The organism is Nocardia sp. NPDC050697 (genome assembly GCF_040654395.1).
Classification (GTDB): Bacteria; Actinomycetota; Actinomycetes; order Mycobacteriales; family Mycobacteriaceae; genus Nocardia.
Genome location: NZ_JBFAHY010000001.1, coordinates 269,555 through 294,072, shown reverse-complemented (window position 1 = coordinate 294,072; position 24,518 = coordinate 269,555). Strand labels below are relative to the sequence as shown.

Genomic DNA, 24,518 nt, shown 5'->3' with positions numbered 1-24,518 from the left:
GCGCGAGATAGCGGGATCAGGAGACGAGGTTGTCGGCCGCCGTCGCCATGTGGTGCCGCACCGCGGCCGCGGCCTGATCCGCGTCCCCGGTCTCGATCGCCTCGACGATCGCGCTGTGCCGCCCCACATCCATGTTCCCGACCGCCTTCTCCAGCCCCGCCCACATGATGGACATGCGGATCGAGCCCTCCAGCGACTGCCAGGAGTGCACGAGGGTCTCGTTGCCGGTGAGCCGGCACAGCACGCGATGGAAGTTCAGGTCGGTCTCGATCCGATCGTCGAGCGAGTACTCGGCGCGGGTCATGGCCGCGAGCGCGGCGTGCAGCGGGGGCAGCACCTCCGCGCGGTCCGGACGCTCGGCGAGTTCGCGGACGGCGAGCGACTCCAGCGCGGCCCGGACCGCGAAGATATCGCGGATCTCCTTCTCGTCCAGGTGCCGGACGTAGAGCCGGCCGCGCGCGCCGGCGACGATCAGCCCCTCCTGCTGGAGCTGGCGCATGGCCTCGCGCAGGGTGCCGCGGCTGATCGCCAGCTTCTCCGAGAGCTCGGTCTCCACCAGCGGGCTGCTCGGGGCGAGCGCGCCGCTGGTGATGGCGCTGCGCAGCGCGGTGACGGCCTGCTGGCGCAGGCTCGTCTTCTCCAGTCCGAGCAGCGTGGTGGGTTGCGCGACCATCCGAGCCTCCAGGCGATGTCAGCGGGCGACTGTCGACAACAGCCTGTCGACAATTGTAGGGCCTGCCCCGGGCCGCACCGCTCAGCCCAGCTCGGCCAGCACCCGGGCGACCACCCGCTCGGTGCTCAGCCCGTAGCGCTCGTGCAGCGTGGGCAGGGCCCCGGCGTCCAGGAACTCGTCCGGCAGCCCGATCGGCACCACCCGCCTGCCGAGCCCGGCCTTGACCACCTCCGCGGCGACGGTCTCGAAGAGCCCGCCGATCACGGTGTGGTTCTCCAGCGTGACCGCGAGTCGCGGGGTGTCGATCTCGGCGAGCACGGTGGCGGCGTCGAAGGGCTTGATGGTCGGGGTGTGCACGACCGCGACGTCGACCCGGTGCGCGGCCAGCGCGGCGGCGGCCTGCAGTGCCCGCATGGTCATCAGCCCGCTGCTCACCAGCACAACGTCGGCGCCGCCGCGCAGCACCTTCGCCTTGCCGAGCTCGAAGGTGTAGTCGTACTCGTCGAGCACGGTGGCGACCTTGCCGCGCAGCAGCCGCAGGTAGGTCGGGCCCGGGCTGGCGGCCAGCTGCGGCACCGCCTGCTCCAGGTCGACCGAGTCGCACGGGTCCACGATGGTCAGGTTCGGCATGCCGCGGAAGATCGCCATGTCCTCGGTGGCCTGGTGGCTGGGGCCGTAGCCGGTGGTCAGCCCGGGCAGCCCGCCGACGATATTGACGTTCAGGAAGGGCTCGGCGATGTCGAGGCAGAGGAAGTCGTAGGCGCGCCGGGCGGCGAAGACCGAGTAGGTGGAGGCGAAGGGGATCAGCCCGGTCTCGGCCATACCCGCCGCCGCCCCGAAGAGCAGCTGCTCGGCCATGCCCATCTGGAAGAAGCGCTCCGGGAAGGCCTCGGCGAAGATGTGCATGTCGGTGTACTTGGCCAGGTCGGCGGAGAGCCCGACGATCTGCTCGTTCTCCCTGGCCGCGGCGACCAGCGCGTGCCCGAAGGGGGCGGCGGTGGTGCGCTGGCCGGGGTCGACGAACGAGGCGATCATCGCCGAGGTCTTGAGCTTCGGTGCGGCGGTGGTCATTTCGCGTCCTCGTATCCGGCGGTGAGCTGCTCGCGGCAGATCTGCCATTCGTCTTCGTCGATGCGCATGAAGTGCGCCTTGGTGCGGTTCTCCAGCAGCGGGACGCCCTTGCCGACCTTCGTGTCGCAGAGCACGACGGCGGGGGCGCCGTGCGGCGCGGCGTGCGCGGCGGCGTCGTCGAAGGCGGCGAGCAGCGCGGCGGTGTCGTTGCCGTCGACCCGGTAGGTGCGCCAGCCGCAGGCGCGCCACTTGTCCGGCACCGGCTCGGTGCTCAGCACGCCCTCGGTGGCGCCGTCGGCCTGCAGCGCGTTGATGTCGACCATGGCGATCAGGTTGCCGAGCCGGTGGTGGTGCGCGCTCATGGCCGCCTCCCAGGTGGAGCCCTCGTCCAGCTCGCCGTCGGAGAGGAAGTTGAAGACCCGGGCGGGCGAGCCCTGGTGCCGCAGCCCGAGCGCCATGCCGACCGCGACGGTCAGACCGTGCCCGAGCGAGCCGCCGGAGATCTCCATGCCCGGGGTGTAGCTGGCCATCCCGGACATCGGCAGCCGGGAGTCGTCGGAGCCGTAGCTGAGCAGCTCCGCGCGGGGCACGATCCCGGCCTCGGCGAGCGCGGCGTAGAGCCCGATGGCGTAGTGCCCGGTGGAGAGCAGGAACCGGTCCCGCCCGGCCCAGTGCGGGTCGTCGGGGCGGTAGTTCAGGTGCTGGGCGTAGACGGTGGCGAGCAGGTCGGCGGCGCCGAGCGCCTGGCCGACGTAGCCCTGGCCCTGCTCCTCGCCCATGTCGAGCACGTTGTGCCGCATGCGGTAGGCGAAGGCGTCGACGAGGGCGCGGCGGTCGATGGTGGTGGTCACAGCAGTTCCTTCTCCCTGGGGGCGGCGACCGGGCGCGGAGCCGCGATCGGGTCGGCGGTGCCTGCGGCCTCTTCGGCGATCCGGCGCTCCTCCGGACCCCAGGTCTCCCTGGTGAGCAGCGCCGCGACCAGCCCGATCGCGCCGTAGGCGCTGAAGAGCAGCGCCGGGCCGATCCAGCCGAGCCAGACGTAGAGCAGCGTGGTGGCGAACGGGGTGAAGCCGGCGACCATGGCCGAGATCTGGTAGGCCAGCGAGGCGCCGGAGGCGCGCCGCGCGGCGGCGAAGAGCTCGGGGAACCAGGCGCCCTGCGCGCCGGCCAGCGCGTTCTGGCAGACCGCGTAGGAGACCACGACGGTCGCGATCACCAGCACGAAGACCCCGGTGTTGACGAGCAGGAACATCGGAATGCCGAAGAGCACCGCGAAACCGCAGACCCACAGGTAGACCGGCCTGCGGCCGACCCGGTCCGTGAGCCCGGCCCAGGCCACGGTGGCGACGATGCCGATCGCCGAGGCGATGCACAGCGCGAACAGCGTCTGCGACTTCCCGGCCAGCCCGTTGGCGTGCAGGTAGGAGATCATGTACGTGATCGAGACGGCGTACCCGGCGGTCTCGGCGATCCGCAGCCCGATGCCGCGCAGGATGTCGCGCCAATCCTTCTTCACCGACTCCAGCACCGGCGAGGCGGCGATGGCGCCGCTCTCCTTGACGTCGGTGAAGACCGGCGACTCCGGCACCTTGGAGCGGATCACCAGCCCGACCGCGACCAGCACGATGCTGGCCAGGAACGGCACCCGCCAGGCCCAGTCGCCGCCCAGGTGCACGCTGACCAGGAAGACCAGGTTGGCCAGCAGCAGCCCGACCGGGAACCCGGCCTGCACGATGCCGGTGTAGCGGCCCTTCGACCGCCACGGCGCGTGCTCGTAGCTCATCAGGATGGCGCCGCCCCACTCGGCGCCGAAGGCGAGGCCCTGGACGATCCGCACGGTGACCAGCAGCGCGGGCGCCCACAGCCCGACCGCGGCGTAGGTGGGCAGCAACCCGATGGCGAAGGTGGCGAGCCCCATCACGATGAGCGAGGCGACCAGCACCGGCTTGCGGCCGATCCGATCGCCGAGGTGCCCGCCGAGAATGCCGCCGAGCGGGCGGGCCGCGAAGCCGACGCCGAGCGTGGCGAAGGCGGCGAGGGTGCCCACCATGGGATCGCCGCTCGGAAAGAACGCGGTGCCGAAGTAGAGCGCGGCCGCGGTGCCGAACCCGATGAAGTCGTAGGTCTCGATGACGGCGCCGACCGAGGAGCCGATCGCGACGCGTTTGGCATCGGGGGTGCCGTGGACCGGGCCACGCATCCCGAGAGCGTCAGTGCTCATTTTTTCTCCTAGCGCACCGGGTGCGGACCGGTGGCAACTTCCGAGGGAAACGTTACGTCGACTGTCAACAGTGTGCTCAGTGTGACCCCGGCCACCCGTGCATGTCAACTGTTGGTCACCAACCGTTGACTGTTGACAGTCGAGCGCCGTACTGTGGGCGTCGTCACCAATCCCGGAGGATGTCCCGTGTTCCACGATCGGCTCGGCTGTTCCACGATCAGCTTCCGCCACCTGCCGCTCGGGCAGGCGCTGCGGACCATCGGCGAGCTCGGTTTCGCCGAGATCGACCTCGGCGCGCTGCCCGGCGTCTGCGATCACGTCCCCTTCGTGCTCGACGCCGCCGCGGTGGACGAGGTCGCCGAGGTGGTGGCCGGCTCCGGGCTGCGGGTGCGCAGCGTGAACGGCGACATCGGCGACCTGAACCGGCCCGCGGACGCGGCCAGGCGGGAGCACCTGGAGCGGCTGCTGGAGCTGACGGCGAGCGTCGGCGCGGAGGCCCTGGTCCTGCCGTGCGGCGCTCTGTCGCACACCCCGGTCCGCGATCTGGACGCCGACCTCGACCTGGTCGCCGCGCACCTGGAGTGGGCGTCGGAGGCGGCGCGCGCGGCCGGGCTCGCGCTGTGGACCGAATCGCTGCACGTGCACCGGCTCTGCCCCGACCTGTCCCGCGCGACCCGGCTCACCGCGCGGCTGGCGCCGGAGATCGGGATCGTCATGGACTTCAGTCACATCGTCGCCTCCGGCGCCGACCCGGTGCAGTTCGTCCGGCTCTTCGGCCCGCGCATCGCCCACGTGCACCTGCGCGACGCCGTCCCCGGCAATATCAACCTGAGCATCGGCGCGGGCGCCGCCGATTTCGGCGCGGGCTTCGCCGCGCTGGCCGAGTCCGGCTATCGCGGGCACTTCAGCCTGGAGCTGGAGACCCGCGACATCACCGACGCCGAGCGCCCCGGCGCCGCCGCGCGCGCCGCGCGCCTGCTCTCCCCCCGCATTCGCTGACCCACCGAAGGAGCACCCCCATGTCCGTCCAGCGCACCGCCGTCATCACCGGCGCCACCTCCGACCAGGGCATCGGCCTGGCCACCGCCCGCCGCTACGCCGAGGACGGCTGGGCCGTCGTCGTGCTCGACCTGGACGGCGAGAAGTCGGCGAAGGTGGCCGCCGAGATCGGCGCCGAGTACGCCGTGCCCGCCTTCGGCCACGAGATCGACGTGGCCGACGAGGATTCGGTGACCCGCGCCGAGGCCGCCGTCGCCGCCGAGGTCGCCGCCGGCGCGCTGCCGACGGTCGGCGCGCTGGCCAATATCGCCGGCATCACCTCGCCGGTGCCGTTCCTGGAGACCACGCTCGAGCTCTGGAACCGGGTGATGGCGGTCAACGCCACCGGCACCTACCTGGTGACCCGGGCCTTCCTGCCCGCCATGATCGAGGCCGGGTGGGGCAGGATCGTGACCATGTCCTCGGTCTCGGCGCAGCGCGGCGGCGGAGTCTTCGGCAAGGTGCCGTACTCCTCGGCCAAGGCGGCGGTGCTCGGCTTCACCCGCGCGCTGGCGCGCGAACTCGGCGACTCCGGGGTCACCATCAATGCCGTGACCCCCGGCGCGGTGGACACCGCCATCCGGGTCGGCAGCACCGACGCGCAGGAGGCGGCGATCCGCGACGGCATCCCGCTGGGCCGCACCGCGACCACCCGCGAGGTGGCCTCGGTGATCACCTTCCTCTCCTCCGCGGACGCCGGCTACCTGACCGGCAGCACCGTCGACATCAACGGAGGCAGCCATATCCACTGAGACGCTGCGGATCTCCTGGTGGGGCGACAGCCTCGTCGCCGCCGGGGAGGCGTACGCGCCCGCACTCGACGATCCCTACGGCCTGCCCCCGGTCGGCACCGCGATCACGGTGACGGAGTGGCGGTATCGCGGTTTCGCGCACCTGGTCGAGGTGGCGCTGCGGGCGCGGCGGCCCGGCACCGACGTGAGCGGGGTCAACCTCGCGGCCGGGGGCGCCACCTCCGGCGATGTCCGCGCCCGCATCGAGGCCGGTCCCGTGCCCGCCGCCGAGGTGGCGGTGCTCGGCTGCGGCACCAACGACGCCTGGGGGTGGCTCACCTCCGGCGCGGAAGGAGCCGCCGTGCGGGCCGAGTACGAGCAGAACCTGCACCGCGCGGTACGCGCGTTGCGCAAGCGATCCGGCACCGTCGTCCTGCTGGCTCCGCCACCCGTCGGCCGGCTCCCCGGCGCGGCCGCCATGAACGACGAACTCACCCGCTACGCCGCCATCTGCGCGACCGTCGCACGGACCAACAACACCGAATCGGTCGACGCACGACCACGTTTCCTGACCGTGGCCGGAGGACAGGGTTCGCCCAGCGCCTCCCCCTGGCGCCCGGACGGCGTCCACCTGACCGACCTCGGCAACCACCTCGTCGCCGAGGAGCTGCTCCGTGTAATCCCCTGACGCGACGACCTCTGCCACCACCGTTCACGCGGCGTGGAGTGAGGAGGCGGATGGCGCCGGGCCGAGCTGCGTAGCGCACCCCTGCCCGGACCACCGGTATCCGAACGCCCGGGTCGTGGCGGCTCAAGCCGAACCCGGACGATGTGAGTGTAGCCGAAAAGCTAGGGACTTTGGTCCTCGAAATGACATCGATGTCGGTGGATTTCGGCGGGCTCCCGGTATCCCCGCTCCACCTGCGAGATTGCCGAGGGCGGTGCGGCCGGGCAAGTCCCAGTTCCGGGACGGCGCGAGTCTGTCACCGGCCCCGGCTACGTTCTGCCGCATGAGAATTGCGCTCCGGGAGCGGCCATGACCGACCAGACCCTGCACGACATCGTGGAACTGCTGCGCGCCGCACCGGCCTCCGGCTCCTTCGCCACCCACGGCACCCTGCCCGTGCCCCTCACCGTCGAGGTGGACGGAGTCGGCACGCTGGCCTCGCCGGTCCCGCCCGAGCAGGCGCGGCGGCTGCGCGCGCTGGCCGGCCCGGCCCGGTTCGGCCGGGGCGAGCAGACGCTGCTCGACCCGGCGGTGCGCGACACCTGGAAGGTCCCGCTCGACCGGGTCCGCGTCGACGACGGCGGGGCCCTCGCCGCCGTCCTCGACACCGTCCGCGCCGAGCTGGGGCTGCCCGCCGAGTGCGCGCTGCGCGCCGAGCCGCACTCGCTGCTGGTCTACGAGCCGGGCCAGTTCTTCGCCAGGCACCGCGATTCGGAGAAGGCCGACGGGATGCTCGGCACCCTGGTGCTGACGCTGCCGACGGCCTGCACCGGCGGCGAGCTCGTCATCGAGCACGGCGACCGGCGGCTGCGCACCGGGAGCGCGCCCGACGCGCTCGGCTACGTGGCCTTCTACGCCGACTGCGAGCACGAGGTGCTTCCGGTGACCGACGGGCACCGGATCGCGCTCACCTACAACCTGATCGCGACCGGCGGCACCCGCCCCGCCGGCCCGTCGACGGTGCCGCAGCTCGCCGCGGCGCTGCGCACGCACCTCGGGACACCGGTTCCGCTCCCCCACTGGCGGCGCGACCAGGGCCGGGCGGAGCAGCCGCCGCGGCGGCTCGTGTACCTCCTCGATCACCAGTACTCGCAGCGCGGCCTCGGCTGGGACCTGCTCAAGGGCACCGACGCGGCCACCGCGGCGGCGCTCGGGGCGGCCGCCGCCGACGCCGGGTTCGACGTCGCGCTCGCGCTGGCCGAGGTGGCGCACTACCACCGCACCGACGCCTTCGAGTTCGAGCTGGCGATGATCGGCAGGCACCGCCGGTGGGAGTTCGCCGACGGCGAGTGGACGGTCGTCGCGGACGAGTGGGAGTCGCCCGACGGCGACGAGGACCTGGCGGACCTGGTCGGCGAGGCCGGCGACCGCACGGCGACCGACCACCCGGACGCCAACACCGAGGGGCTGGGCGAGCCCGAGGACCCGGACACCACCCTGACCTGGTGGCTCGCCGCCGACGGGACCGGCACGGCGGTCGAGGAGCGGGTGCACGACGAGGAGCTCTGCTGCACCAAGCCGACATGGGCGCTGCAACCGCACGCCTACGCGGCCACCGGGTACACCGGCAACGACGGCGACACCATCGAGCGGTGGTACCGGCGGGCCGCCGTCGTGGTACACCCCGCGGAAAAGAATTCGACGGCGCCCGAGGCGGATTGATACCGTCCCCTCGACCGTGATCGAACGCGAGGAGGTGAGCCCCATGTTCCCAGCAAACAGGTGGGTGCTCCCCCTCGTGTCCACGGTCGGGCGGCTGTCGTAGGTGTCGCCGGGAGCGCCCGACAAGGCACTTCCGAAAGGCAACACCATGCACTTCACCTCCGAGACATCGTCGAACGGTGTCGTCGAACGGCACTTCACGCTGGACGGGATCACCGGCGTGCTCTGGTCGCCCGCGGCCGCCACCGCGGGTGCACCGCTGCTCCTGCTCGGCCACGCGGGCGGCATGCACAAGCAGGCGCCCGGGCTGGTCGCCAACGCCGTGCACACCGTCAGCACCGCCGGGTACACCGTGGCCGCGCTCGACGCGCCCGGCCACGGCGACCGGCCCCGCACCGAGCGGGACGAACGCTGCGGCCTGGCCATCCAGCGGGCCAGGGCGGCGGGCGAGCCCATCGCCCCGATCGTCGCCGAGTACAGCTGGTGGGTGGCCGAGCGCGCGGTGCCGGAGTGCCGGGCGGCGCTCGATGCCCTGCGGGCGCTGCCCGAGATCGGCGCCGATGCCCCGATCGGCTACGGCGGCATGACGCTGGGCGTGGTCACCGGGCTGCTGCTCGCGGCGGCCGATCCCCGGATCGCGGCGCTCAGCCTCGGCGCGGTCTTCGTGACCGAACCGCTGCTCGAGCTCGCCGGGCGGATCAGCGTCCCGGTGCAGTACCGGATCCCCTGGGACGACGGCGATTTCGATCGCGCGTCGGGGATCGCGCTGTTCGACGCCTTCGGCTCGGCCGCGAAGACACTGCACGCGCACGCGGGCCGGTACCACCAGGTACCCGCCTGCGAGCGCGCGAGTTCGACGGCGTTCCTCGCCGAGCACCTGGGCCGCGGCACTCCGGCCTGAGCCGGGCGGCATCGGCGTCCGGCCGCGCGCCGGGCGCCGGTGCCGCCGGTTACTTCTCCGCGTTCTCCGGCTCGTCGAGCAGCTGGGCCTGGCCGGTGACCACGGTGGTCAGGATCTCCCGCGCGACCCGCAGCAACTCGGCGACCTGCGGCGAGGTGAGGGCGTAGGTGACCGAGAGCCCCTCGCGGCGGGCGGTGACGAGGCCGGTGCGGCGCAGGATGGCGAGCTGCTGGGAGAGGTTGGCGGGCTCGACGTCGACCTCGGGCAGCATCTCCGCCACCGTGTGCTCGCGCTCGCTCAGCAGCTCCAGCACCCGGATGCGCGCCGGGTGCCCGAGCGTCTTGAAGAAGTCGGCCTTCATCCGGTACAGCGGCCGGCGCACACCGCCCACGTCGACCCTCCAACCAGCGCACCGGCACACCGAAGATTTGCTCGCCAACCCTAGCAAATCGCCGATGCCCGGCCCCCCGACCGCGGCGATCCGCCGATCAGACCTCGAGTTCCCTGGTGACGGCCTTGAGGCTGTGCCGCGCGAGCGCCAGGTTGCCGCGGCCGCGGTCGAGCACGACGTAGACGAACAGTCCGTTGCCGGTCGGCCGCAGCAGGTGGAACTGGGTGCGCAGGGTGATCAGGATGTCGTCGATCTCCTCGTTCAGCCCGAGGTCGCCGATGGTGCGCATCTTGGCCCGCACGATCTCGGTGGTGCCCGCGGCGGCCAGCTCGATATCGAAGTCCTTGGAGCCACCCGCCGTGCCGAGCGGCATGCCGCTGCCGTAGTCGACGACGGCCGCGGCGATCGCGCCGTCCAGCATCATCTAATCCTTCAACGCGACTTCCATGTGGGCCACAGCGATTCCTTCCGTCGGTGCGCCCACCGTACTCCATGAGATGCGCAATTGCAGAGATACGCAACCAGGCAACCGGCACGCCACCCCTGTTTATCCACAGGCAGGCGGACCGCGGCCCAGCGGCATCCCCCGCAGGGGGTAGCATCGGCCGCTGATCCCGCCGCCACGCGGCCGGACGAATGTGCTCCACCGAGCCGGTGAGGGTGTCAGGCCCCGTTTCGGGCCCGTCGGTTCGTTGATCTCGATGCTTCGTTGACCGGATTCAACCGATATCGATACTGGGGGCGCCAGATGTCGAGTTCTGCCGAGGCGGTGCGGATGTGACGCACGTCGATGATGTTCAGCCGGTGGTCGATTCCGCGGATCTGGCGGATCGCTACCGGAGTTCCACCGGGCCGGTGCTGCTCACCGGGGTGCAGGCGATCGCGCGGCTGCTGGTGGAGCAGCACGAGCGGGATCAGCGGGCGGGGCGGCGGGTCGCGACCTTCGTCTCCGGGTACCAGGGCAGCCCGCTGGCCGGGCTGGACCGGCTGCTCGCCGGGCTGCCGGAGCTCGCCACCGAGCACGATGTCCGGCTGGTGCCCGCGGTGAACGAGGAGCTGGCGGCGACCTCGGTGTGGGGCAGTCAGCTGGAGTTGCCCAAGGGCACGCGGACCCACGAGGGGGTGATCGGGGTCTGGTACGGCAAGGGGCCGGGGCTGGATCGGGCGGGTGACGCGCTGCGGCACGCGGCCATGTACGGCGCGCATCCGGCGGGCGGGGCGGTGGCGCTGGTCGGGGACGATCCGGCGGCGAAGTCGTCGTCGGTGCCCGCGGCCAGCGAACGCTCCCTGGCGGCGCTGTCGATGCCGGTGCTGTTCCCGCGCAATGCCGAGGAGGTGGTGGCATTCGGGTTGTACGCGGTGGCGCTGTCGCGGGCATCGGGGTGCTGGCCCGCGCTGAAACTCGTCGCCGACGTCGCCGACGGGCTGTGGACGCTGGACCGCGATTTCACCGATCTCCGCATCACCGTGCCGCGGCTGGAGTGGGAGGGCAGGCCGTGGACCTACCGGCAGCGGGTGCTCGCCGCCCCGCCGGACAGTGTGCTGGCCGAGGCGGATCTCTACGGGCCGCGCTGGGCGATGGTGCGGGAGTTCGCCGCCGCCAACGACATCGACCGCATCGAGGTCGACCCGCGGGACGCCTGGCTCGGCGTCGTGGCGGTGGGTACCGCCTACGACGCGGTGCGCCAGGCGCTGGAGGAGCTGGGGGTGGACGACCCGCGGCGGGCGGGCCTCCGGATCCTGCGGGTGGGGATGCCCTACCCGCTGGACGCGGGCAAGGTGCGCCGGCTGGCCGCGGGGGTGGAGACGGTGCTCGTGGTCGAGGACAAGACCGCGTTCGCGGAGTCGCAGGTGCTCGAGGCGCTGTACGGCACCGCGGCGGCACCGCGCATAATGGGCAAGCGCGGCGCCGACGGCCGCCCGCTGGTCCCCGCCGACGGTGAGCTGACCGCCGCCCGGCTGCTCGGGCCGCTGCGAAGCGTGCTGCGCGAGCGGGTTCCGCTGCGCGCCCCGCTCCCCGGCCCCCTGCCGCTGAGCGTGCTCGACACCAAGCGCACCGCCTTCTTCTGCTCCGGCTGCCCGCACAACCGCTCCACCGCGATCCCGGACGGCTCGCTGGCCGGCGGCGGGATCGGCTGCCACACCTTGGTGACCATGTCCTCGCGCACGGATTCCCAGGTCACCGGGTTGACCCAGATGGGCGGTGAGGGCGCGCAGTGGATCGGCCAGGCGCCCTACACCGATATCGGGCACATCTTCCAGAACGTCGGCGACGGAACGTATTTCCACTCCGGGCAGCTCGCCGTCCAGGCGTGCGTCGCCGCCGGGGTGAACATCACCTACAAAATCCTCTACAACGCCGCCGTGGCCATGACCGGCGCCCAGCCCGCCGAGGGCGGGCTCTCGGTGCCGCAGCTGACGCACAAGCTCGCCGCCGAGGGCGTGGCCAAAACCATTGTCTGCGCCGAGGAGCCGGGGCGGCACCGCGGCGCCTCGTTCGCGGCCGGGGTCCTGGTGTGGGATCGCGACCGCCTCGACGAGGCCCAGCGGCTGCTGCGCGAGGTTCCCGGCGTGACGGTGCTCATCTACGACCAGCCGTGTGCCGCCGACACCAGGCGCAAACGCAAACGCGGGGAGGCGCCGGTGCGCCGCACCCGGGTGCTCATCAACGAGGCGGTCTGCGAGGGCTGCGGCGACTGCGGGGTGAAGTCGAACTGCCTGTCGGTGCGGCCGGTGCAGACCGAGTTCGGCCGCAAGACCCGCATCGACCAGACCGGCTGCAATACCGACTACAGCTGCCTGGACGGCGACTGCCCGGCCTTCGTCACCGTCGAGCTGCCGGAGCTGCCCGCGCCGCCCGCCCGCACCGCGGCGCCCGCACCGCCCGTGGTCCCCGACCCGGAGCTGCCCGAGATCGACGGCACCTTCGACGTCTTCCTGGCCGGGGTCGGCGGCACCGGCATCGTCACCGCCAACCAGGTGCTCGGCACCGCCGCGCTGCGCGCCGGGCTGCACGTGGAGGGGCTGGACCAGACCGGGCTCAGCCAGAAGGCCGGGCCGGTCACCTCGCACCTGCGGCTGAGCAGGCGCGCGACCGGCGCCGCCAACCGCATCGCCCCGGCGGGCGCCGACTGCTTCCTCGCCTTCGACCTGCTCACCGCCGCCGACGACCGGAACCTGCGCTACGGCAGCGCCGAGCGCACCCTGGTCGTCGCCTCGACCAGCCGCACCCCGACCGGCGACATGGTGCACGACGCCTCGGTGGCGTACCCGGCCGAGAGCGCGCTGCTCGACCGGCTGGCGGCCGCGGGAAGGGCGGTGCTGCGCTTCGACGCGGTCGCCGCCGCCGAGGTGCTGTTCGGTGACTCCGCGACCGCCAATTCGCTGCTGGTCGGCGCCGCCTACCAGGCCGGGGCGCTGCCCATCCACGCCGCCGCGATCGAGGAGGCCATCGCGCTCAACGCGGTCGCGGTGCGCGCCAATCAGCGGGCCTTCGCCTGGGGCCGGGTCGCCGTCGCCGACCCCGCCGCCTTCGCCGCGGCCACCCGCGCGGGCGAGCGCTCGCACCGCAGCGACGATGCCCCGCTGCCCGCGCACCTGCTCGCCCCGCTGCGGGTGACCGGCGCGGTGCGCGCGGCCGTCGAGCGGCGCGGCGCCCAGCTCGTCGCCTACCAGGGAGAGGCGCTCGCCGCCCGCTATCTCGCGCTGGTGCAGGAGGTCTGGGCCGCCGAGCGGGCCGTCGGCGCGGGGAGCGAGCTCACCGCCGCCGTGGCGCACGGGCTGCACAAGCTGCTGGCGTACAAGGACGAGTACGAGGTCGCCCGCATGCTCACCGACCCCGCCTTCCTCGGTGCGGTGCGCGACGAACTGCCCGGCGCGGGCAACCTCACCTACAAACTGCACCCCCCGACCCTGCGCGCCCTCGGCCGGAACCGGAAGATCGGGCTGCGCTCGCCCGCCGTGCTGCGCGCGCTCGCCCGCGGTCGTGGCCTGCGCGGGACACCGTTCGACCCCTTCGGGTACACGCGCATGCGGCGGCTCGAACGCCGCCTGGCAGCCCACTACGAGCAGACGATCCGCACGCTGATCGCGGAGCTCACCCCGGATGACCACGCGCACGCCGTCGCGGTGGCGGCCGCGGCCGATCTGGTGCGCGGCTACGAGGAGGTCAAGCTGCGCACCGTCGACACCTACCTGGCCCGGCTGCGTGCCCTCGGTATCGACACCGCCGGAATCCGGGCCGGTGGCCCCGCCTGACCGGGCAGCCGCGCAGCGCGGGCCGGATCCGGAAGTGGTCGATCCCGGCGGGGACCGGCGCGGCGGGCACCACGCCGGCGGCGATGCCGAAGCGCTGCTCCCGCAGCCGCGCGACCGCGCCGCACCGATAGCGCGGCACCGATGAGTTTCCGGCGCACAGGAGGTCTACCCGGCATGAGAAGACTGATCTACGGCTTCGGCGTGTCCCTGGACGGCTATATCAACGACCGCGACGGCAGCATCGACTGGTCCGACCCGGACGACGAGCTGCACCAGCACCACAACGACCGCTTCCGCGAGCTGGAGCTGGTGCTGAACGGCCGCAGGCTCTTCGAGCTCATGGCCGAGTACTGGCCGCACGTGCCGGACGACGCGCCGCCGATCGAGCGCGAGTTCGGGCAGCTCTGGACCGCGGTGCCGAAGGTCGTCTTCTCCCGCACGCTCACCGAGGTCGGCTGGAACAGCACGCTGGTGCGGGAGAACGCGGTCGAGGAGGTGCGCCGGTTGAAGGCCGAGGGCGACGGCGTCGCCGAGATCGGCGGTGCCGAGCTGGCCGCCGCCGTCATCCCGCACGGCCTGATCGACGAGTACCACGTCTACATCTCGCCGGTCGTGCTCGGCGGCGGCACCCCCATGTTCCCGGCGCTGGCCGAGCGCATCCGGCTCCGGCCGATCGAGACCAAGCAGTTCCGGTCCGCCCAGCTCCTGCGCTTCCGCGCCGAGTAGCAACCATCCAGCAATAGACTGGCGGGGTGACCACCCGGCTGCGCGCCCTGGAGCGCGAGGATCTGCCCTTCGTCCACCAGCTCTTCAACGACGCGCAGATCATGTCCTACTGGTTCGACGAGCCCTTCGAGGCGCTGGTCGAGCTGCGCGACATCTACGACCGGCACATCCACGACGAGCGGGAACGCCGCTTCGTGCTGGATGTGGACGGCGCACAGGCCGGGCTGGTGGAGCTGCGGGAGATCGCGCCGGTGCACCGCAATGCGGAGTTCCAGATCATCATCGCCCCCGGGCACCAGGGGCGCGGGCTCGCCGCCATCGCCACCGGCAAGGCGCTGGACTACGCCTTCGCCGTGCTGAATCTGCACAAGGTGTACCTGATCGTGGACGTGGTGAACGAGAAGGCGATCCACGTGTACCGCAAACTCGGATTCCAGGACGAGGGCATCCTGCGCGACGAGTATTTCGCCGCCGGCCGCTACCGGAACGCCCTGCGCATGGGCATCCTCCAGGACGAACACCTGGGCGGGTGAGCTACGCCCGGCGCGCGCGGTGCTCGAGGACTACCGGGCAACCGAGAGCGCGCGGTCCGCGGCGGCGAGCACCCGGCCGAACACGAACGCGATGACGGGCTTCGCCACCACCCGGGTGAGCACCCCCGCCCCGAACGGCACCCGGATCTCGGCGACGGTCGTCCACACGACCTTCGTCCCGCCGGGCACCGCGGCGCAGGTGACCTTCCCGCCCTCGTGCCGCGCGGGCGGAAAACTCCGCTCGACCACGTACTCGAACGAGTGCGGCGGCCGGTACGCGGTGACCCGCTCCCGGAACCAGCCGATCACCCAGATCAGCACCCGCACCGCCTCCCGCCCGTACGGGTCGCCCACCCCTGGCCGCGCCAACCGCGCCGTCAGGACGACCGGCGACCGCGGATAGTTCCCCGCATCGGCGAGCCAGCCGAAGACCTCCTCGACGGGTGCGGCGATGACCCGCTCGACGGTGATGACTTCCATTCGAGAACCCCCTGCTCGATCTACTACAAACAATAGTAGAGCCTGGAGAAGGCCCTGGACAGCCTCGGCGCGGTGGCGGCCCGTGCTCCAGCGCGCTAGTATCTAGTGCACTATGGAATCACGCGCTAGAGAACGGACGGGCGAGCTGGGCAGGCAGCTCTCGTTCGCGCTCTACGGAGCGGCGAACCGCATGATCCGCCACCACAAACCGATCCTCGAGCCGCTGGGGCTGACCTTTCCGCAGTACCTGGTGATCCTGGCGCTCATCGACGGCGCGCCGCGCACCGTCGGGGCGCTCGGCGGCTGCCTGGAGATGGACACCGGCACCATCACCCCGCTGGTCAAGCGGCTGGAGACGGCCGGGCTCGTGACCCGCCGCCGCGATCCCGGCGACGAGCGCCGGGTCCTGGTCGACCTCACCGAGCGCGGGCTGGCGCTGGAGGCCGAGGTCCGCGCGGTCACCGCCAAGGTCGACGAGGTCTGCCCGCACACCGCCGACGAGCTCGAGCACCTCCGGCGCACCCTCGACGAACTCGGCCGCCCCACCGGCTCCTGACCACCCACCGACGACGCCCGCCGTGGCGAAGGATTGGTACGAACCATGACCATCACCCTCTCCCTGCTCGACCTCGTCCCGCTGCGCACCGGCCAGACCAGCGCGCAGGCGGTCGCGGCCTCCATGCAGCTCGTGCGGCGCGCCGACGAGCTCGGGGTGCACCGCTACTGGTTCGCCGAGCACCACAACATGCCCGCCATCGCCTCCAGCTCGCCGCCGGTGCTCATCGCCGCGGCGGCGGCCCGCACCGAGCGGATCCGGCTCGGCTCGGGCGGGGTCATGCTGCCGAACCACTCTCCGCTCATCGTGGCGGAGCAGTTCTCCACGCTCGCGGCGCTGGCCCCCGGCCGCGTCGACCTCGGCATCGGCCGCGCCCCCGGCAGCGACCAGGTGATCACCCAGCTGCTGCGGCAGTCCGGCGCGACCAGCGACGTCGACCGCTTCCCGGACAACATCACCGACATCATCGCGCTCTCGAACCCCGACGGCGCGACCCTGCGCTTCGCCGCGGGCGGCGAGTACACGGTGAAGGCCACCCCGGTCGCCACCAGCACGCCCGAGGTGTGGCTGCTCGGCTCCAGCGACTACTCGGCGCGGCTCGCCGCCCAGCTCGGGCTGCCCTACGTCTTCGCCAACCACTTCGCCGGCGACCACCTGGAGCACGCCATGTCGCTCTACCGCACCCAGTACCGGCCCTCCGCCGAGCATCCGGAGCCGAAGAGCTTCCTCACCGCGAACACCGTCGTCGCCCCGACCTACGACGAGGCCTTCGAGCGCGCCCTCCCGCACCTGCGCATGATGGCCCGCATGCGCTCGGGCAAGCCGCTGCGCGCCGCCGAGACCGTGGACGAGGTGCGCGCCGCCCCCTCCGACGAGGCCGAGCGGCGGATCATCGACCTCCAGGCGCGGAACTGGTTCATCGGCGAGCCCGGCGACGTCGCCAAGCGGCTGCGCGCCTTCGCCGCCGAGCACGGCGTGGACGAGATCATGATCTCCGCGGCCGCCGGGCAGTTCGAGTCGGAGCCGCTGGACGAGAGCACCGGCCGGATCCAGACCCTGGAGCTGCTCACCGCCGCGCTGCGGGGCTGAACCGGGCGGAGGTGTCCCGGCGCGCCGAGGGGGAATGTCCGAAACGGGCGGTTCGTCCGCCGCCCGCGACGGAAGGAGCCCCGCCATCGAATCCGCCCCACCCGACGGCCTGGCAGGCTGGGCCGTCGACCTGATGGAACGGCTCGGCGGCCCCGGCGCCGGCCTCGCCATATTTTTGGAAAATCTCTTCCCGCCGCTGCCCAGCGAGGTCATCCTGCCGCTGGCCGGATTCGCCGCCCGGCTCGGCGACTTCTCGCTGGCCGAGGCGATCGTCTGGACCACGATCGGCTCGCTGCTCGGCGCCTGGCTGCTCTACGGGCTCGGCGCGGGGCTCGGGCACGAGCGGTTGCGCCGCATCGCGGGCCGGATCCCGCTGCTCGACCCCGGCGATGTCGACCGCTCGGCCGCCTGGTTCGGCAGGCACGGCGGCAAGGCGGTGTTCTTCGGGCGGATGATCCCCATGTTCCGCAGCTTCATCTCCATCCCCGCCGGGGTCGAGCGGATGAACTTCCTGTACTTCAGCGTGCTCACCGCCGCGGGCAGCCTGATCTGGAACACGGTCTTCGTGCTGGCCGGGTACGCGCTCGGGGCCAATTGGCATCGGGTCGAGCCGTATACGGCGGTCTTCCAGTACGGGGTGATCGCGGCCGTGGTGCTCGCGCTCGGCTGGTTCGTGCTCCGCCGCCTGCGCCGGCGCCGCGCGGAGAGTTCGTGAGTGCATCACCCTCAGCCAGCGGTGCCCAGCGCGCGGACCATCGTGCGCTGATGCACCCGCTCGCCCCGGTAGCCCAACCCGGCGCCCCGCACAGTACTCAGCAGAGCGCGGCGGTGACGTTCCCGAACATGGTCGTCTTGATGCCGGCGACGGTCGCCGGGTTCTTGCCGGCCAGCGGCGTGATCCGGGCGAGGGCGGCGCCGAGCAGCTCGGGTTCGGCGGCGGTGCCGTCGACGAGCCCGGCCGCCAGCGCCTCCGCCGCGCCGAAGCGGTGGCCGGTGGTCATGGCGGTGAGCGCCGCCTGCGGGGTGAGTTTGGCCTGGATGAGCGCGGCCATGCCGGGGGTGAAGGGAATATCGATATCGACCTCGGGGAAGCAGTAGTAGCCGCGGTCGGCGCGCATGACGCGGTAGTCGTGGGCCATGCCGAGCATGGCGCCCGCGCCGAAGCTGTGGCCGTTGATCGCGGCGACGGTCGGCAGCGGGAAGGTCAGCAGCCGGGCGAGGAGCGCCTGGACGCGGGCCACGTACTCCTCGGCGCGCTCGCCATGGGCCAGCAGCCACTCGAGATCGAGGCCGTTGGAGTAGAACTTGCCGGTGCCGATGGTGATCAGGCCGCGGGCGTCGCGCTCGACGGTATCGAGGTGGGCGCCGACGGCGTCGAGCCAGTCCGGGGAGAAGCGGTTCTCGTCGGTGCCGAGGGTTAGGACGGCGATGTCGTTGTCGTAGTGCAGGGTTGCGGGCATGGCGGGGTCCTTCACGTCGGTGCGGGGGGAGTCAGGGCGAGGATCGCGCGGATGGCGGCGGCGAGGCGTTCGCGGACCGGGGCGTCCGGTTCGCGGTTGCCGCGCAGGAGCAGGGCGGTGGGGAGTTCGACGACGCAGTCGCGGATCACCGCGACGGCTTCGCGGTCGGTGCGCTCGAAGACGGCGCGGGACAGGGTGCCGAACAGCTCGGTCAGGACCCGGTCGAGGTGGCGGAGTTCGGTGGCGAGATCGCCGGGGATATCGCCCGAGCCGAGCAGGTCCTCGCGCGAGACGGCCAGCAGGAAGCGGGCCGAAGCCGGTTGCCGCTCGAGGAAGCGCGCCGGGCTGTCGGCGGCCGCGACGACCGCTTCGATCCCGCCCCGCGCACTCGCCACGGCCTCCTGCTGAAGCGCGAGGAAGCGCTGGGCGGCGCGCAGCCAGACCCGGCCGAGCAGGGCGGTCCGGGAACCGAAGGCGTGGTAGATCGCGCCGTTCGACACCCCCGCCGTTTGCGACAGGGCGCGCACGGTGACCGCGGCGGGGCCCGATTCCACGGCCATGCGCTCGGCGACGTCCATCAGTTCACCGAGGTCGTGCAGGCGGGGGCGGGGCATGCCCACACCATAACAGAGCGCGTGCTCTATTACGGCGGACTACTACCGTGCAGGGTCACGATCCCGGCTTCAGCGCTGTCGGCCACCGCCTCCTTCGTGCGGAAATCCGCGTGCTGCGAGTGTCATCGGGTGCGTACCGAGGGGTCGGCGGCCGTTCGACGGGGCGTGCCTCGACGCCGGGCAGTAGCTCACACGGCGGTCCGCCCGCCGTCGACGGGGAGGATGGCGCCGTGCACGAACGCACCCTCGGGACCGGCGAGAAACCCGATGGCCGCGGCGATCTCGCGCGCTTCGGCCACCCGCCGCGCCGGCGCCTGGGCACCCAGCGCTTCCAACCGCTGCGTGCCGTACTGCGCCGTCGTGCCCTCGGTGCGGGTCGGCCCCGGCGCGACCGCGTTCACCCGGACCCCGCGCGGCCCGTACTCCGCCGCCCACGATTTCGTCAGCAACTCCAGCGCGGCCTTGCTCGACGCGTACACCGCCGACCCGGCCGTCCCGAACCCCGCGACCATGGTCGAGACATTCACGATCACCCCGCCCCCGCGCTCGGCCATCCCCGGCGCCACCGCCCCGACCAGGAAGAACGGCACCTTCACATTGAGCGCGTGGCACGCGTCGAAGTCGTCTTCCGCGATCGCGGCGGTCGCGCCGAACACGGCGATGGCCGCGTTGTTGACCAGGATGTCGAGCGGCCCGGCGAGCTCCTCGGCGCGCCGGGCCAGGGCGCGCGCGTCCGCCGCGCCGGAGAGCGCCGCCGGCACGAACTCCGCCTCGCCACCCGCCGCGCGAATCCCGCGCACCGCCTCCGCGCCGCGCTGCCCGTCCCGGCCGGACACCAGTACGCGGGCGCCGCGCTCGGCCAGCAACTCCGCCGTCGCCCGCCCGATCCCGCTCGTCGCCCCGGTCACCAGGGCAACCTTCCCACTCAGTGACATGGCGTTAGCGTAAATCGCATACAGCGTTCTCACCCAAGTGGACCCCGAAGTCCACTTGCCCTACAGTGTCGAACTGGACCTCGAAGTCCAGTTACCGACCGAAGGTGGCGTGATGACCTCCATCGAATCCGAGCCCGGCACCGGCAGCCTGCCGATCCTGGCGCTCGCGGCAGCGGCATTCTCCATCGCCCAGACCGCGATCCTGCCCGGGATCGGCGTGCTCACCCACGCGCTGGACGCCTCGGCGGCCGATGTCTCCTGGGTGATGAGCGGCTACCTGCTCGCCGCCGCCGTGCTCACCCCGATCCTGGGGCGGCTCGGCGACATGTACGGCAAGCGCCGGATGCTGCTGATCGTGCTCGTGCTCTTCGCCGCGGGCAGCGTGGTCGCGGCGCTGGCGCCGAATGTCTGGGTGCTGGTGGCGGCGCGGGTGCTGCAGGGCGCGGGCGGCGGCATCATCCCGCTCTGCCTCGGCATCGTCAGCGATGCCTTCCCGCCGCAGCGGCGTCCGGTGGCGCTCGGCGTTGTCGCCGCCATCGCCGGGATCGGCGCGGGTGCTGGGCTGCTCATGGGCGGGCTGCTGCTCGACCACGCCTCCTGGCACTGGATCTTCTGGAGCGGCGCGGCGATGGCCGGGGTCGCGGCGCTCGGCGCGCTGCGGCTGCCCGCCGACACCGGGGGCGCGCCCGGCCGGCTCGACCTGGTGGGGGTCGCGCTGCTCACCGTGGGGCTCGTGGCGCCGCTCTTCGCGCTGACCCGCACCGCCACCTGGGGCTGGGGCGATCCGCGCACCGTCGGGCTGATCGTGGGCGGGCTGGCGGTGCTGGTGGTCTTCGTCCTCGTGGAGCGCCGGATCACCGATCCGCTGGTCGACATGCGGGTGCTCGGCCGTCCGGTGGTGCTCACCACGAATATCACCACGCTGCTCTTCGGCTTCGGCATGTTCGGGGCGTTCCTGCTGATCCCGCAGCTCGCGCAGACCCCGGAGCGGTTCGGCTACGGCTTCGGCCTCTCCGCGACCGGCGCCGGGCTGCTCCTGCTGCCCGCCTGCGTGGCGATGCTCGTCGCCGGTGGGCTCGCCGGGCGCGTGGCCACCCGGGTCGGGCCGAAGATTCCGCTGGTCACGGGGGCGGTGGTGGCTGCCGCGGGGCTGGCCGCGCTGGCCGTCGCGCACGGCAGCCAGGGGGCGGTGATCGCCTGGTCGGTGCTGCTCTTCGGTGGGATCGGCTTCGGGATGGCCGCCATGCCGAACCTCATCATGGAGGCGGTGCCGCACGAGATGATCGGGCAGGGCAACGGGGTGAACAACCTGATCCGCTCGGTCGGCTCCTCGCTCGGCTCGCAGATCGTGGCGACGCTGCTGGCGGGGAGCGTGATCGCGACCCGGCCGGTGCCGAGCGGCACCGCCTACACCCAGGCGTTCTGGATCGCGGCCGCGGGCATCGCGGTGGCGGCGGTCGCGGCGCTGCTCATCCCCCGGCGCGGCGAGACGCCGACGGCCGTCGACGGCCGGCCCCTGGCCGCGGCGCGTGCGGGCACGCCAGACTGAACCCATGTCCGCTCCCGAACACCCCGACTGGTCCGACCGGCGCGCGGACGCACGCCGCAACCACGAACGGGTCACCGCGGCCGCGCTCGCGATCTACGCCGAGCGCGGCCTGGAGGCCACCGTGCCCGAGATCGCCGCGCGGGCCGGGGTCGGGAAGGCCACCGTCTACCGCACCTTCCCGGCCAAGACCGACCTGCTCGACGCCATCGCCCGCCACCACCACACCTGGCTGAGCGAACGGATCGAGCGCGCCGCCGGCACCGGCGACGCGCTCGACGGGCTGCGCGACTTCCTCGACGACCTCTCCGACCGGCTCGCCGCCGACCGCTCCTTCGCCGAGATCCTGCCCCGCACCCTCGATCTGCACGATCGGGAACGCGCCTCCGACGTGCTGGCCGGGCTCATCCGCGCCGCACAGCGGGACGGCCACCTGCGGGCGGACGCGACCGTGCAGGACATTCACGTCCTGGTCGGCGGGTACGCCCGGGTGCTGCTCGACCTCGGGATCCGCGATCCCGCGCAGTGGCGGCGGTACGCCGGGCTGGTGCTCGACGCGCTGCGCGGCTGAGCCGGGGGTCAGTCGCGGAAGGCGTCCTTGACCTTCTCCCCCGCACCCTTGAGGTCCGACTTGGTCTGATCGGCCTTGCCCTCGTGCTCGGTGCTGCGATCGCCGGTGACCTTGCCGGCCGCCTCCTTGGCCTTGCCCGCGAGATCCTCGACCTTGTTCTTCGCCTTGTCGGTAGCGCTCATGGCCTGTCCTTTCGAAGCGGGGCTCGCCGTCCATGCCGACCGCGAGCCGTCAGGGACGCCATAGCCCGGGCGCGCGTCGGTAAACCGGACGTAGGGTCGGGATATGGCTGTGCGGCGACTCGACTCCCGGGCTCTCGACCCCGTCCTCGACGATCTCGCGCTCCGCGAGCTCTATGCCCATCCCCCCGGGCTCACCCGGCCCTCCGTACGGGTCAACTTCGTGAGCAGCATCGATGGCGCCATCACCGACGGCGACACCGTCTCGTCGCTGACCACCCCGGCCGACAAGGCGCTGTTCTTCGCGCTGCGCGCCGTCGCGGACGCGGTGCTGGTCGGGGCGGGCACCGTCCGCGCGGAGGACTACGGCCCCGCCGGGGGCAGTGCGGAGGTGCAGCGGTGGCGCGCCGAGCACGGGCTGGCGCCGATTCCGCCGGTGGTCGTGGTCTCCGGCTCGGCCGGGATCGAGCCGGACTCCCGGCTGGTCACCGCCGCGCGGGTCGCGCCGGTGCTGATCACCTCGGCCACGGCCGACGCCGGGCGGGTGGCGGCGCTGGAGCGGGCCGGGGTGCGGGTGCTCCGGTGCGCGGGGGCCGAGGTGACCAGCGCCGAAGTGCTCTCCGCGCTCGCCGGGCTCGGATTGCTCCGGGTGCTCTGCGAGGGCGGCCCGACCCTGCTCGGGCAGCTGCTCGCCGACGACGCGGTGGACGAGCTGTGCGTCACCACCTCGCCGCTGGCCCTCGGCGGACAGGCGAGCCGGATCGCGCACTCCCGCACCGCCGCTCGCCGCCCGATGCGCCGAGGGCATACGCTGGCGGACGACGACGGCACGCTCATGGTGCAGTGGATTCGCGACCGCTCCTGAGCCGCGCCACGAAGGGACACCATGACGGACAGCATCAGTGCGGCGGGCTCGAGCTGCGAGGCGGTGATCGCGGCCGCGGACTTCCCGGTCTTCGTGGTCACCACCAGGGCGGGCGACGAGAACAGCGGCTGCCTGGTCGGTTTCACCGCCCAGGTGAGCATCGACCCGCTGCGGTTCCTGGTCGGGCTCTCCCAGCGCAACCACACCCACGCGGTCGCCGCGCGCGCCGACCGGCTCAATGTGCACCTGCTCGGCCGGGACCGGGTCGAGCTGGCGGCGCTCTTCGGCAGCGAGACCGGCGACGAGATCGACAAGTTCACGCGCTGCGCCTGGCACCCGGACCGGCACGGGCTGCCGGTGCTCGACGAGGCCGCGGGCTGGTTCGGCGGGGCGATCCTGGAGCGGCACGACTTCGGCGACCACACCGTGCTGCTGCTCGCCCCGGACACCGGGGCGGCACCGCCCGCGGACATCTCGACGCTGCGGTTCCTCATGGTCGATCACCTGGAGCCCGGGCACGACGCCTGAACACGGCGCAGGGCGAGCGGGGTGATCGCGGGTAGCTACCCGCCCATTCCAGCGCCACCCGAGCGGTCGTGCGCGCGGTGGCGACCAGCGCGCCCGGGCGAGCCTGCCCTGACCCGTTCACCCGCAACGACATTGCAGCCACCCCGGCGCGACCGCAACGGGGCGCACCGGCCTACGCTGACCCCGGAAACCGTCCGGCAGGGGGTGGATGCGGCGATGACGTCCGGCGCGGGAGCGCTGCCCGCCGTCCGGCTGTGCCGGTCGGCGGTCTTCGCCCTGCTCTGCGTGGCGCTCGCGGCCGCGGGGCACGCGTATGCCGCCGGTGCCGCGGTGCCGTTGGCGACGCTGGTCTCGGCGCTGCCCGCGGTGGGGGCGGCGGCGTGGGTGGTGGCCGATCGGGAGCGGGGTCCGGTCGCCATCGGCGGGGGGATGGTCGCCGGACAGGTCGTGCTGCACCTGTGGTTCGGGGTCGAGCACGGCGCGCACGGGGGCGGGGCGGGAATGCTCGCCGCGCACGGGCTGGCGGCGGTGCTCTGCGGTCTCTGGCTCCGGCGCGGGGAGCGGGCGCTGTTCGCGCTGGTGCGCGCGCTCTACACCCGGGTGGTGCTGCCGGTGCCGGTCGCGGTGACCGTCCCGCCCGGTGCCGCCCCGGTCGAGTGCCGGAGTCCGGCGCCGCTGCGCGGGGTGTGGCTGCGGCACGCGCTCTCCCGGCGCGGGCCGCCGGTGGGCGCGGAACCGCCGAGAGAGCTCGCCGTCCGCTGACG

Annotated in this window: 27 protein-coding genes; 16 read left to right on the top strand and 11 right to left on the bottom strand. The window is 72.8% G+C overall.

All coding sequences use genetic code 11. The annotated features are described in order from the left end of the window. Positions 1 to 16: 16 nt before the first annotated feature. The 4 genes from AB0H71_RS01515 to AB0H71_RS01500 all read right to left on the bottom strand — a co-directional run bounded on the left by AB0H71_RS01515 (position 17) and on the right by AB0H71_RS01500 (position 3,965). Positions 17 to 673, bottom strand: coding sequence for a GntR family transcriptional regulator (locus AB0H71_RS01515; RefSeq protein ID WP_357013677.1), 657 nt, complete (start codon positions 671 to 673; stop codon positions 17 to 19). 81 nt (positions 674 to 754) lie between these two features. Next, positions 755 to 1,744, bottom strand: a complete 990-nt coding sequence (locus tag AB0H71_RS01510) for a transketolase C-terminal domain-containing protein (protein WP_357013676.1) — start codon at positions 1,742 to 1,744, stop codon at positions 755 to 757. After that, positions 1,741 to 2,544 (bottom strand): transketolase, encoded by an 804-nt coding sequence (locus AB0H71_RS01505; protein ID WP_357016092.1) that lies wholly within the window; start codon positions 2,542 to 2,544, stop codon positions 1,741 to 1,743. The genes AB0H71_RS01510 and AB0H71_RS01505 overlap by 4 nt, the downstream gene beginning before the upstream one ends. A 47-nt stretch (positions 2,545 to 2,591) precedes the next feature. Then, a complete protein-coding gene (locus AB0H71_RS01500; RefSeq protein WP_357013673.1) occupies positions 2,592 to 3,965 on the bottom strand; it encodes an MFS transporter in 1,374 nt (457 codons plus the stop codon). A gap of 186 nt (positions 3,966 to 4,151) precedes the next feature. Between AB0H71_RS01500 and AB0H71_RS01495 the strand changes: the two genes are divergently transcribed. From AB0H71_RS01495 to AB0H71_RS01475, 5 genes are all read left to right on the top strand, one after another. After that, entirely contained in the window at positions 4,152 to 4,964 is an 813-nt protein-coding gene (locus AB0H71_RS01495) for a sugar phosphate isomerase/epimerase (protein ID WP_357013671.1), read from the top strand. 20 nt (positions 4,965 to 4,984) lie between these two features. Continuing rightward, positions 4,985 to 5,755: an SDR family NAD(P)-dependent oxidoreductase gene (locus AB0H71_RS01490; protein WP_357013669.1), complete on the top strand. Its 771-nt coding sequence runs from the start codon at positions 4,985 to 4,987 to the stop codon at positions 5,753 to 5,755. After that, entirely contained in the window at positions 5,745 to 6,422 is a 678-nt protein-coding gene (locus tag AB0H71_RS01485; RefSeq protein WP_357016090.1) for a GDSL-type esterase/lipase family protein, read from the top strand. The genes AB0H71_RS01490 and AB0H71_RS01485 overlap by 11 nt, the downstream gene beginning before the upstream one ends. Positions 6,423 to 6,770: 348 nt before the next feature. Continuing rightward, positions 6,771 to 8,123 carry a 2OG-Fe(II) oxygenase gene (locus AB0H71_RS01480; protein ID WP_357013667.1) on the top strand — a complete coding sequence of 451 codons (1,353 nt, stop codon included), beginning with the start codon at positions 6,771 to 6,773 and terminating at the stop codon, positions 8,121 to 8,123. A 148-nt stretch (positions 8,124 to 8,271) separates the two neighbouring features. Then, the gene (locus tag AB0H71_RS01475; RefSeq protein WP_357013664.1) at positions 8,272 to 9,024 is read left to right on the top strand and encodes an alpha/beta hydrolase; all 753 of its coding nucleotides are present in this window, start codon (positions 8,272 to 8,274) and stop codon (positions 9,022 to 9,024) included. 49 nt (positions 9,025 to 9,073) lie between these two features. On the opposite strand, the gene AB0H71_RS01470 is transcribed toward AB0H71_RS01475, so the two are convergent. Both AB0H71_RS01470 and AB0H71_RS01465 read right to left on the bottom strand, forming a co-directional pair. Continuing rightward, positions 9,074 to 9,385: a metalloregulator ArsR/SmtB family transcription factor gene (locus AB0H71_RS01470; protein ID WP_357016087.1), complete on the bottom strand. Its 312-nt coding sequence runs from the start codon at positions 9,383 to 9,385 to the stop codon at positions 9,074 to 9,076. Between the two features lie 127 nt (positions 9,386 to 9,512). Further along, on the bottom strand, positions 9,513 to 9,839 hold the full coding sequence (locus AB0H71_RS01465) for a hypothetical protein (RefSeq protein WP_357013662.1): 327 nt from the start codon (positions 9,837 to 9,839) through the stop codon (positions 9,513 to 9,515). A 353-nt stretch (positions 9,840 to 10,192) separates the two neighbouring features. On the opposite strand from AB0H71_RS01465, the gene AB0H71_RS01460 reads away from it, so the two are divergent. The 3 genes from AB0H71_RS01460 to speG all read left to right on the top strand — a co-directional run bounded on the left by AB0H71_RS01460 (position 10,193) and on the right by speG (position 14,931). Beyond that, a complete protein-coding gene (locus AB0H71_RS01460; RefSeq protein ID WP_357013659.1) occupies positions 10,193 to 13,672 on the top strand; it encodes an indolepyruvate ferredoxin oxidoreductase family protein in 3,480 nt (1,159 codons plus the stop codon). A 174-nt stretch (positions 13,673 to 13,846) separates the two neighbouring features. After that, positions 13,847 to 14,398 (top strand): dihydrofolate reductase family protein, encoded by a 552-nt coding sequence (locus AB0H71_RS01455; protein ID WP_357013656.1) that lies wholly within the window; start codon positions 13,847 to 13,849, stop codon positions 14,396 to 14,398. 26 nt (positions 14,399 to 14,424) lie between these two features. Next, positions 14,425 to 14,931, top strand: a complete 507-nt coding sequence (gene speG / locus AB0H71_RS01450; protein ID WP_357013655.1) for a spermidine N1-acetyltransferase — start codon at positions 14,425 to 14,427, stop codon at positions 14,929 to 14,931. A gap of 30 nt (positions 14,932 to 14,961) precedes the next feature. Here speG and AB0H71_RS01445 read toward each other — a convergent pair whose 3' ends face one another. Further along, positions 14,962 to 15,411, bottom strand: coding sequence for an SRPBCC family protein (locus AB0H71_RS01445; RefSeq protein ID WP_357013652.1), 450 nt, complete (start codon positions 15,409 to 15,411; stop codon positions 14,962 to 14,964). A 112-nt stretch (positions 15,412 to 15,523) separates the two neighbouring features. Between AB0H71_RS01445 and AB0H71_RS01440 the strand changes: the two genes are divergently transcribed. From AB0H71_RS01440 to AB0H71_RS01430, 3 genes are read left to right on the top strand one after another with little or no spacing between them, the layout of a single operon-like run. Then, positions 15,524 to 15,967: a MarR family transcriptional regulator gene (locus AB0H71_RS01440; protein ID WP_357013650.1), complete on the top strand. Its 444-nt coding sequence runs from the start codon at positions 15,524 to 15,526 to the stop codon at positions 15,965 to 15,967. Positions 15,968 to 16,012: 45 nt separating this feature from the next. Then, positions 16,013 to 17,056 (top strand): LLM class flavin-dependent oxidoreductase, encoded by a 1,044-nt coding sequence (locus AB0H71_RS01435; RefSeq protein ID WP_357013648.1) that lies wholly within the window; start codon positions 16,013 to 16,015, stop codon positions 17,054 to 17,056. 34 nt (positions 17,057 to 17,090) lie between these two features. Beyond that, entirely contained in the window at positions 17,091 to 17,771 is a 681-nt protein-coding gene (locus AB0H71_RS01430; RefSeq protein ID WP_357013645.1) for a DedA family protein, read from the top strand. A gap of 97 nt (positions 17,772 to 17,868) precedes the next feature. On the opposite strand, the gene AB0H71_RS01425 is transcribed toward AB0H71_RS01430, so the two are convergent. The 3 genes from AB0H71_RS01425 to AB0H71_RS01415 form a co-directional block, all read right to left on the bottom strand. Next, positions 17,869 to 18,516 (bottom strand): enoyl-CoA hydratase-related protein, encoded by a 648-nt coding sequence (locus AB0H71_RS01425; RefSeq protein ID WP_357013643.1) that lies wholly within the window; start codon positions 18,514 to 18,516, stop codon positions 17,869 to 17,871. A gap of 11 nt (positions 18,517 to 18,527) precedes the next feature. Further along, positions 18,528 to 19,130, bottom strand: a complete 603-nt coding sequence (locus AB0H71_RS01420; protein ID WP_357013641.1) for a helix-turn-helix domain-containing protein — start codon at positions 19,128 to 19,130, stop codon at positions 18,528 to 18,530. A 188-nt stretch (positions 19,131 to 19,318) separates the two neighbouring features. Continuing rightward, entirely contained in the window at positions 19,319 to 20,065 is a 747-nt protein-coding gene (locus tag AB0H71_RS01415; RefSeq protein ID WP_357013638.1) for an SDR family oxidoreductase, read from the bottom strand. Between the two features lie 112 nt (positions 20,066 to 20,177). Between AB0H71_RS01415 and AB0H71_RS01410 the strand changes: the two genes are divergently transcribed. Both AB0H71_RS01410 and AB0H71_RS01405 read left to right on the top strand, forming a co-directional pair. Beyond that, entirely contained in the window at positions 20,178 to 21,614 is a 1,437-nt protein-coding gene (locus tag AB0H71_RS01410) for an MFS transporter (protein ID WP_357013635.1), read from the top strand. 4 nt (positions 21,615 to 21,618) lie between these two features. Then, positions 21,619 to 22,182, top strand: a complete 564-nt coding sequence (locus AB0H71_RS01405; RefSeq protein WP_357013633.1) for a helix-turn-helix domain-containing protein — start codon at positions 21,619 to 21,621, stop codon at positions 22,180 to 22,182. A gap of 8 nt (positions 22,183 to 22,190) precedes the next feature. On the opposite strand, the gene AB0H71_RS01400 is transcribed toward AB0H71_RS01405, so the two are convergent. Beyond that, positions 22,191 to 22,364 carry a CsbD family protein gene (locus AB0H71_RS01400; protein WP_357013630.1) on the bottom strand — a complete coding sequence of 58 codons (174 nt, stop codon included), beginning with the start codon at positions 22,362 to 22,364 and terminating at the stop codon, positions 22,191 to 22,193. Positions 22,365 to 22,467: 103 nt separating this feature from the next. On the opposite strand from AB0H71_RS01400, the gene AB0H71_RS01395 reads away from it, so the two are divergent. The 3 genes from AB0H71_RS01395 to AB0H71_RS01385 all read left to right on the top strand — a co-directional run bounded on the left by AB0H71_RS01395 (position 22,468) and on the right by AB0H71_RS01385 (position 24,516). Further along, positions 22,468 to 23,226 carry a pyrimidine reductase family protein gene (locus tag AB0H71_RS01395; RefSeq protein ID WP_357013629.1) on the top strand — a complete coding sequence of 253 codons (759 nt, stop codon included), beginning with the start codon at positions 22,468 to 22,470 and terminating at the stop codon, positions 23,224 to 23,226. A 21-nt stretch (positions 23,227 to 23,247) separates the two neighbouring features. After that, positions 23,248 to 23,754, top strand: a complete 507-nt coding sequence (locus tag AB0H71_RS01390) for a flavin reductase family protein (protein WP_357013626.1) — start codon at positions 23,248 to 23,250, stop codon at positions 23,752 to 23,754. A 216-nt stretch (positions 23,755 to 23,970) separates the two neighbouring features. After that, positions 23,971 to 24,516, top strand: coding sequence for a hypothetical protein (locus AB0H71_RS01385; RefSeq protein ID WP_357013623.1), 546 nt, complete (start codon positions 23,971 to 23,973; stop codon positions 24,514 to 24,516). The last annotated feature ends 2 nt before the right edge of the window (positions 24,517 to 24,518 follow it).

Excerpts from the sequence above, each read along its gene's own strand:
- AB0H71_RS01490 (WP_357013669.1), top strand. The coding sequence starts at position 4,985 with ATGTCCGTCCAGCGCACCGCCGTCATCACCGGCGCCACCTCCGACCAG.
- AB0H71_RS01400 (WP_357013630.1), bottom strand. The coding sequence starts at position 22,364 with ATGAGCGCTACCGACAAGGCGAAGAACAAGGTCGAGGATCTCGCGGGC.
- AB0H71_RS01470 (WP_357016087.1), bottom strand. The coding sequence starts at position 9,385 with ATGAAGGCCGACTTCTTCAAGACGCTCGGGCACCCGGCGCGCATCCGG.
- AB0H71_RS01435 (WP_357013648.1), top strand. The coding sequence starts at position 16,013 with ATGACCATCACCCTCTCCCTGCTCGACCTCGTCCCGCTGCGCACCGGC.
- AB0H71_RS01395 (WP_357013629.1), top strand. The coding sequence starts at position 22,468 with ATGGCTGTGCGGCGACTCGACTCCCGGGCTCTCGACCCCGTCCTCGAC.
- AB0H71_RS01440 (WP_357013650.1), top strand. The coding sequence starts at position 15,524 with ATGGAATCACGCGCTAGAGAACGGACGGGCGAGCTGGGCAGGCAGCTC.
- AB0H71_RS01455 (WP_357013656.1), top strand. The coding sequence starts at position 13,847 with ATGAGAAGACTGATCTACGGCTTCGGCGTGTCCCTGGACGGCTATATC.
- AB0H71_RS01515 (WP_357013677.1), bottom strand. The coding sequence starts at position 673 with ATGGTCGCGCAACCCACCACGCTGCTCGGACTGGAGAAGACGAGCCTG.
- AB0H71_RS01385 (WP_357013623.1), top strand. The coding sequence starts at position 23,971 with ATGACGTCCGGCGCGGGAGCGCTGCCCGCCGTCCGGCTGTGCCGGTCG.
- AB0H71_RS01510 (WP_357013676.1), bottom strand. The coding sequence starts at position 1,744 with ATGACCACCGCCGCACCGAAGCTCAAGACCTCGGCGATGATCGCCTCG.
- AB0H71_RS01425 (WP_357013643.1), bottom strand. The coding sequence starts at position 18,516 with ATGCCCGCAACCCTGCACTACGACAACGACATCGCCGTCCTAACCCTC.
- AB0H71_RS01500 (WP_357013673.1), bottom strand. The coding sequence starts at position 3,965 with ATGAGCACTGACGCTCTCGGGATGCGTGGCCCGGTCCACGGCACCCCC.
- AB0H71_RS01475 (WP_357013664.1), top strand. The coding sequence starts at position 8,272 with ATGCACTTCACCTCCGAGACATCGTCGAACGGTGTCGTCGAACGGCAC.
- AB0H71_RS01405 (WP_357013633.1), top strand. The coding sequence starts at position 21,619 with ATGTCCGCTCCCGAACACCCCGACTGGTCCGACCGGCGCGCGGACGCA.
- AB0H71_RS01445 (WP_357013652.1), bottom strand. The coding sequence starts at position 15,411 with ATGGAAGTCATCACCGTCGAGCGGGTCATCGCCGCACCCGTCGAGGAG.
- AB0H71_RS01480 (WP_357013667.1), top strand. The coding sequence starts at position 6,771 with ATGACCGACCAGACCCTGCACGACATCGTGGAACTGCTGCGCGCCGCA.
- AB0H71_RS01410 (WP_357013635.1), top strand. The coding sequence starts at position 20,178 with ATGACCTCCATCGAATCCGAGCCCGGCACCGGCAGCCTGCCGATCCTG.
- AB0H71_RS01420 (WP_357013641.1), bottom strand. The coding sequence starts at position 19,130 with ATGCCCCGCCCCCGCCTGCACGACCTCGGTGAACTGATGGACGTCGCC.
- AB0H71_RS01390 (WP_357013626.1), top strand. The coding sequence starts at position 23,248 with ATGACGGACAGCATCAGTGCGGCGGGCTCGAGCTGCGAGGCGGTGATC.
- AB0H71_RS01505 (WP_357016092.1), bottom strand. The coding sequence starts at position 2,544 with ATGCGGCACAACGTGCTCGACATGGGCGAGGAGCAGGGCCAGGGCTAC.
- AB0H71_RS01465 (WP_357013662.1), bottom strand. The coding sequence starts at position 9,839 with ATGATGCTGGACGGCGCGATCGCCGCGGCCGTCGTCGACTACGGCAGC.
- AB0H71_RS01430 (WP_357013645.1), top strand. The coding sequence starts at position 17,091 with ATGTCCGAAACGGGCGGTTCGTCCGCCGCCCGCGACGGAAGGAGCCCC.
- AB0H71_RS01415 (WP_357013638.1), bottom strand. The coding sequence starts at position 20,065 with ATGTCACTGAGTGGGAAGGTTGCCCTGGTGACCGGGGCGACGAGCGGG.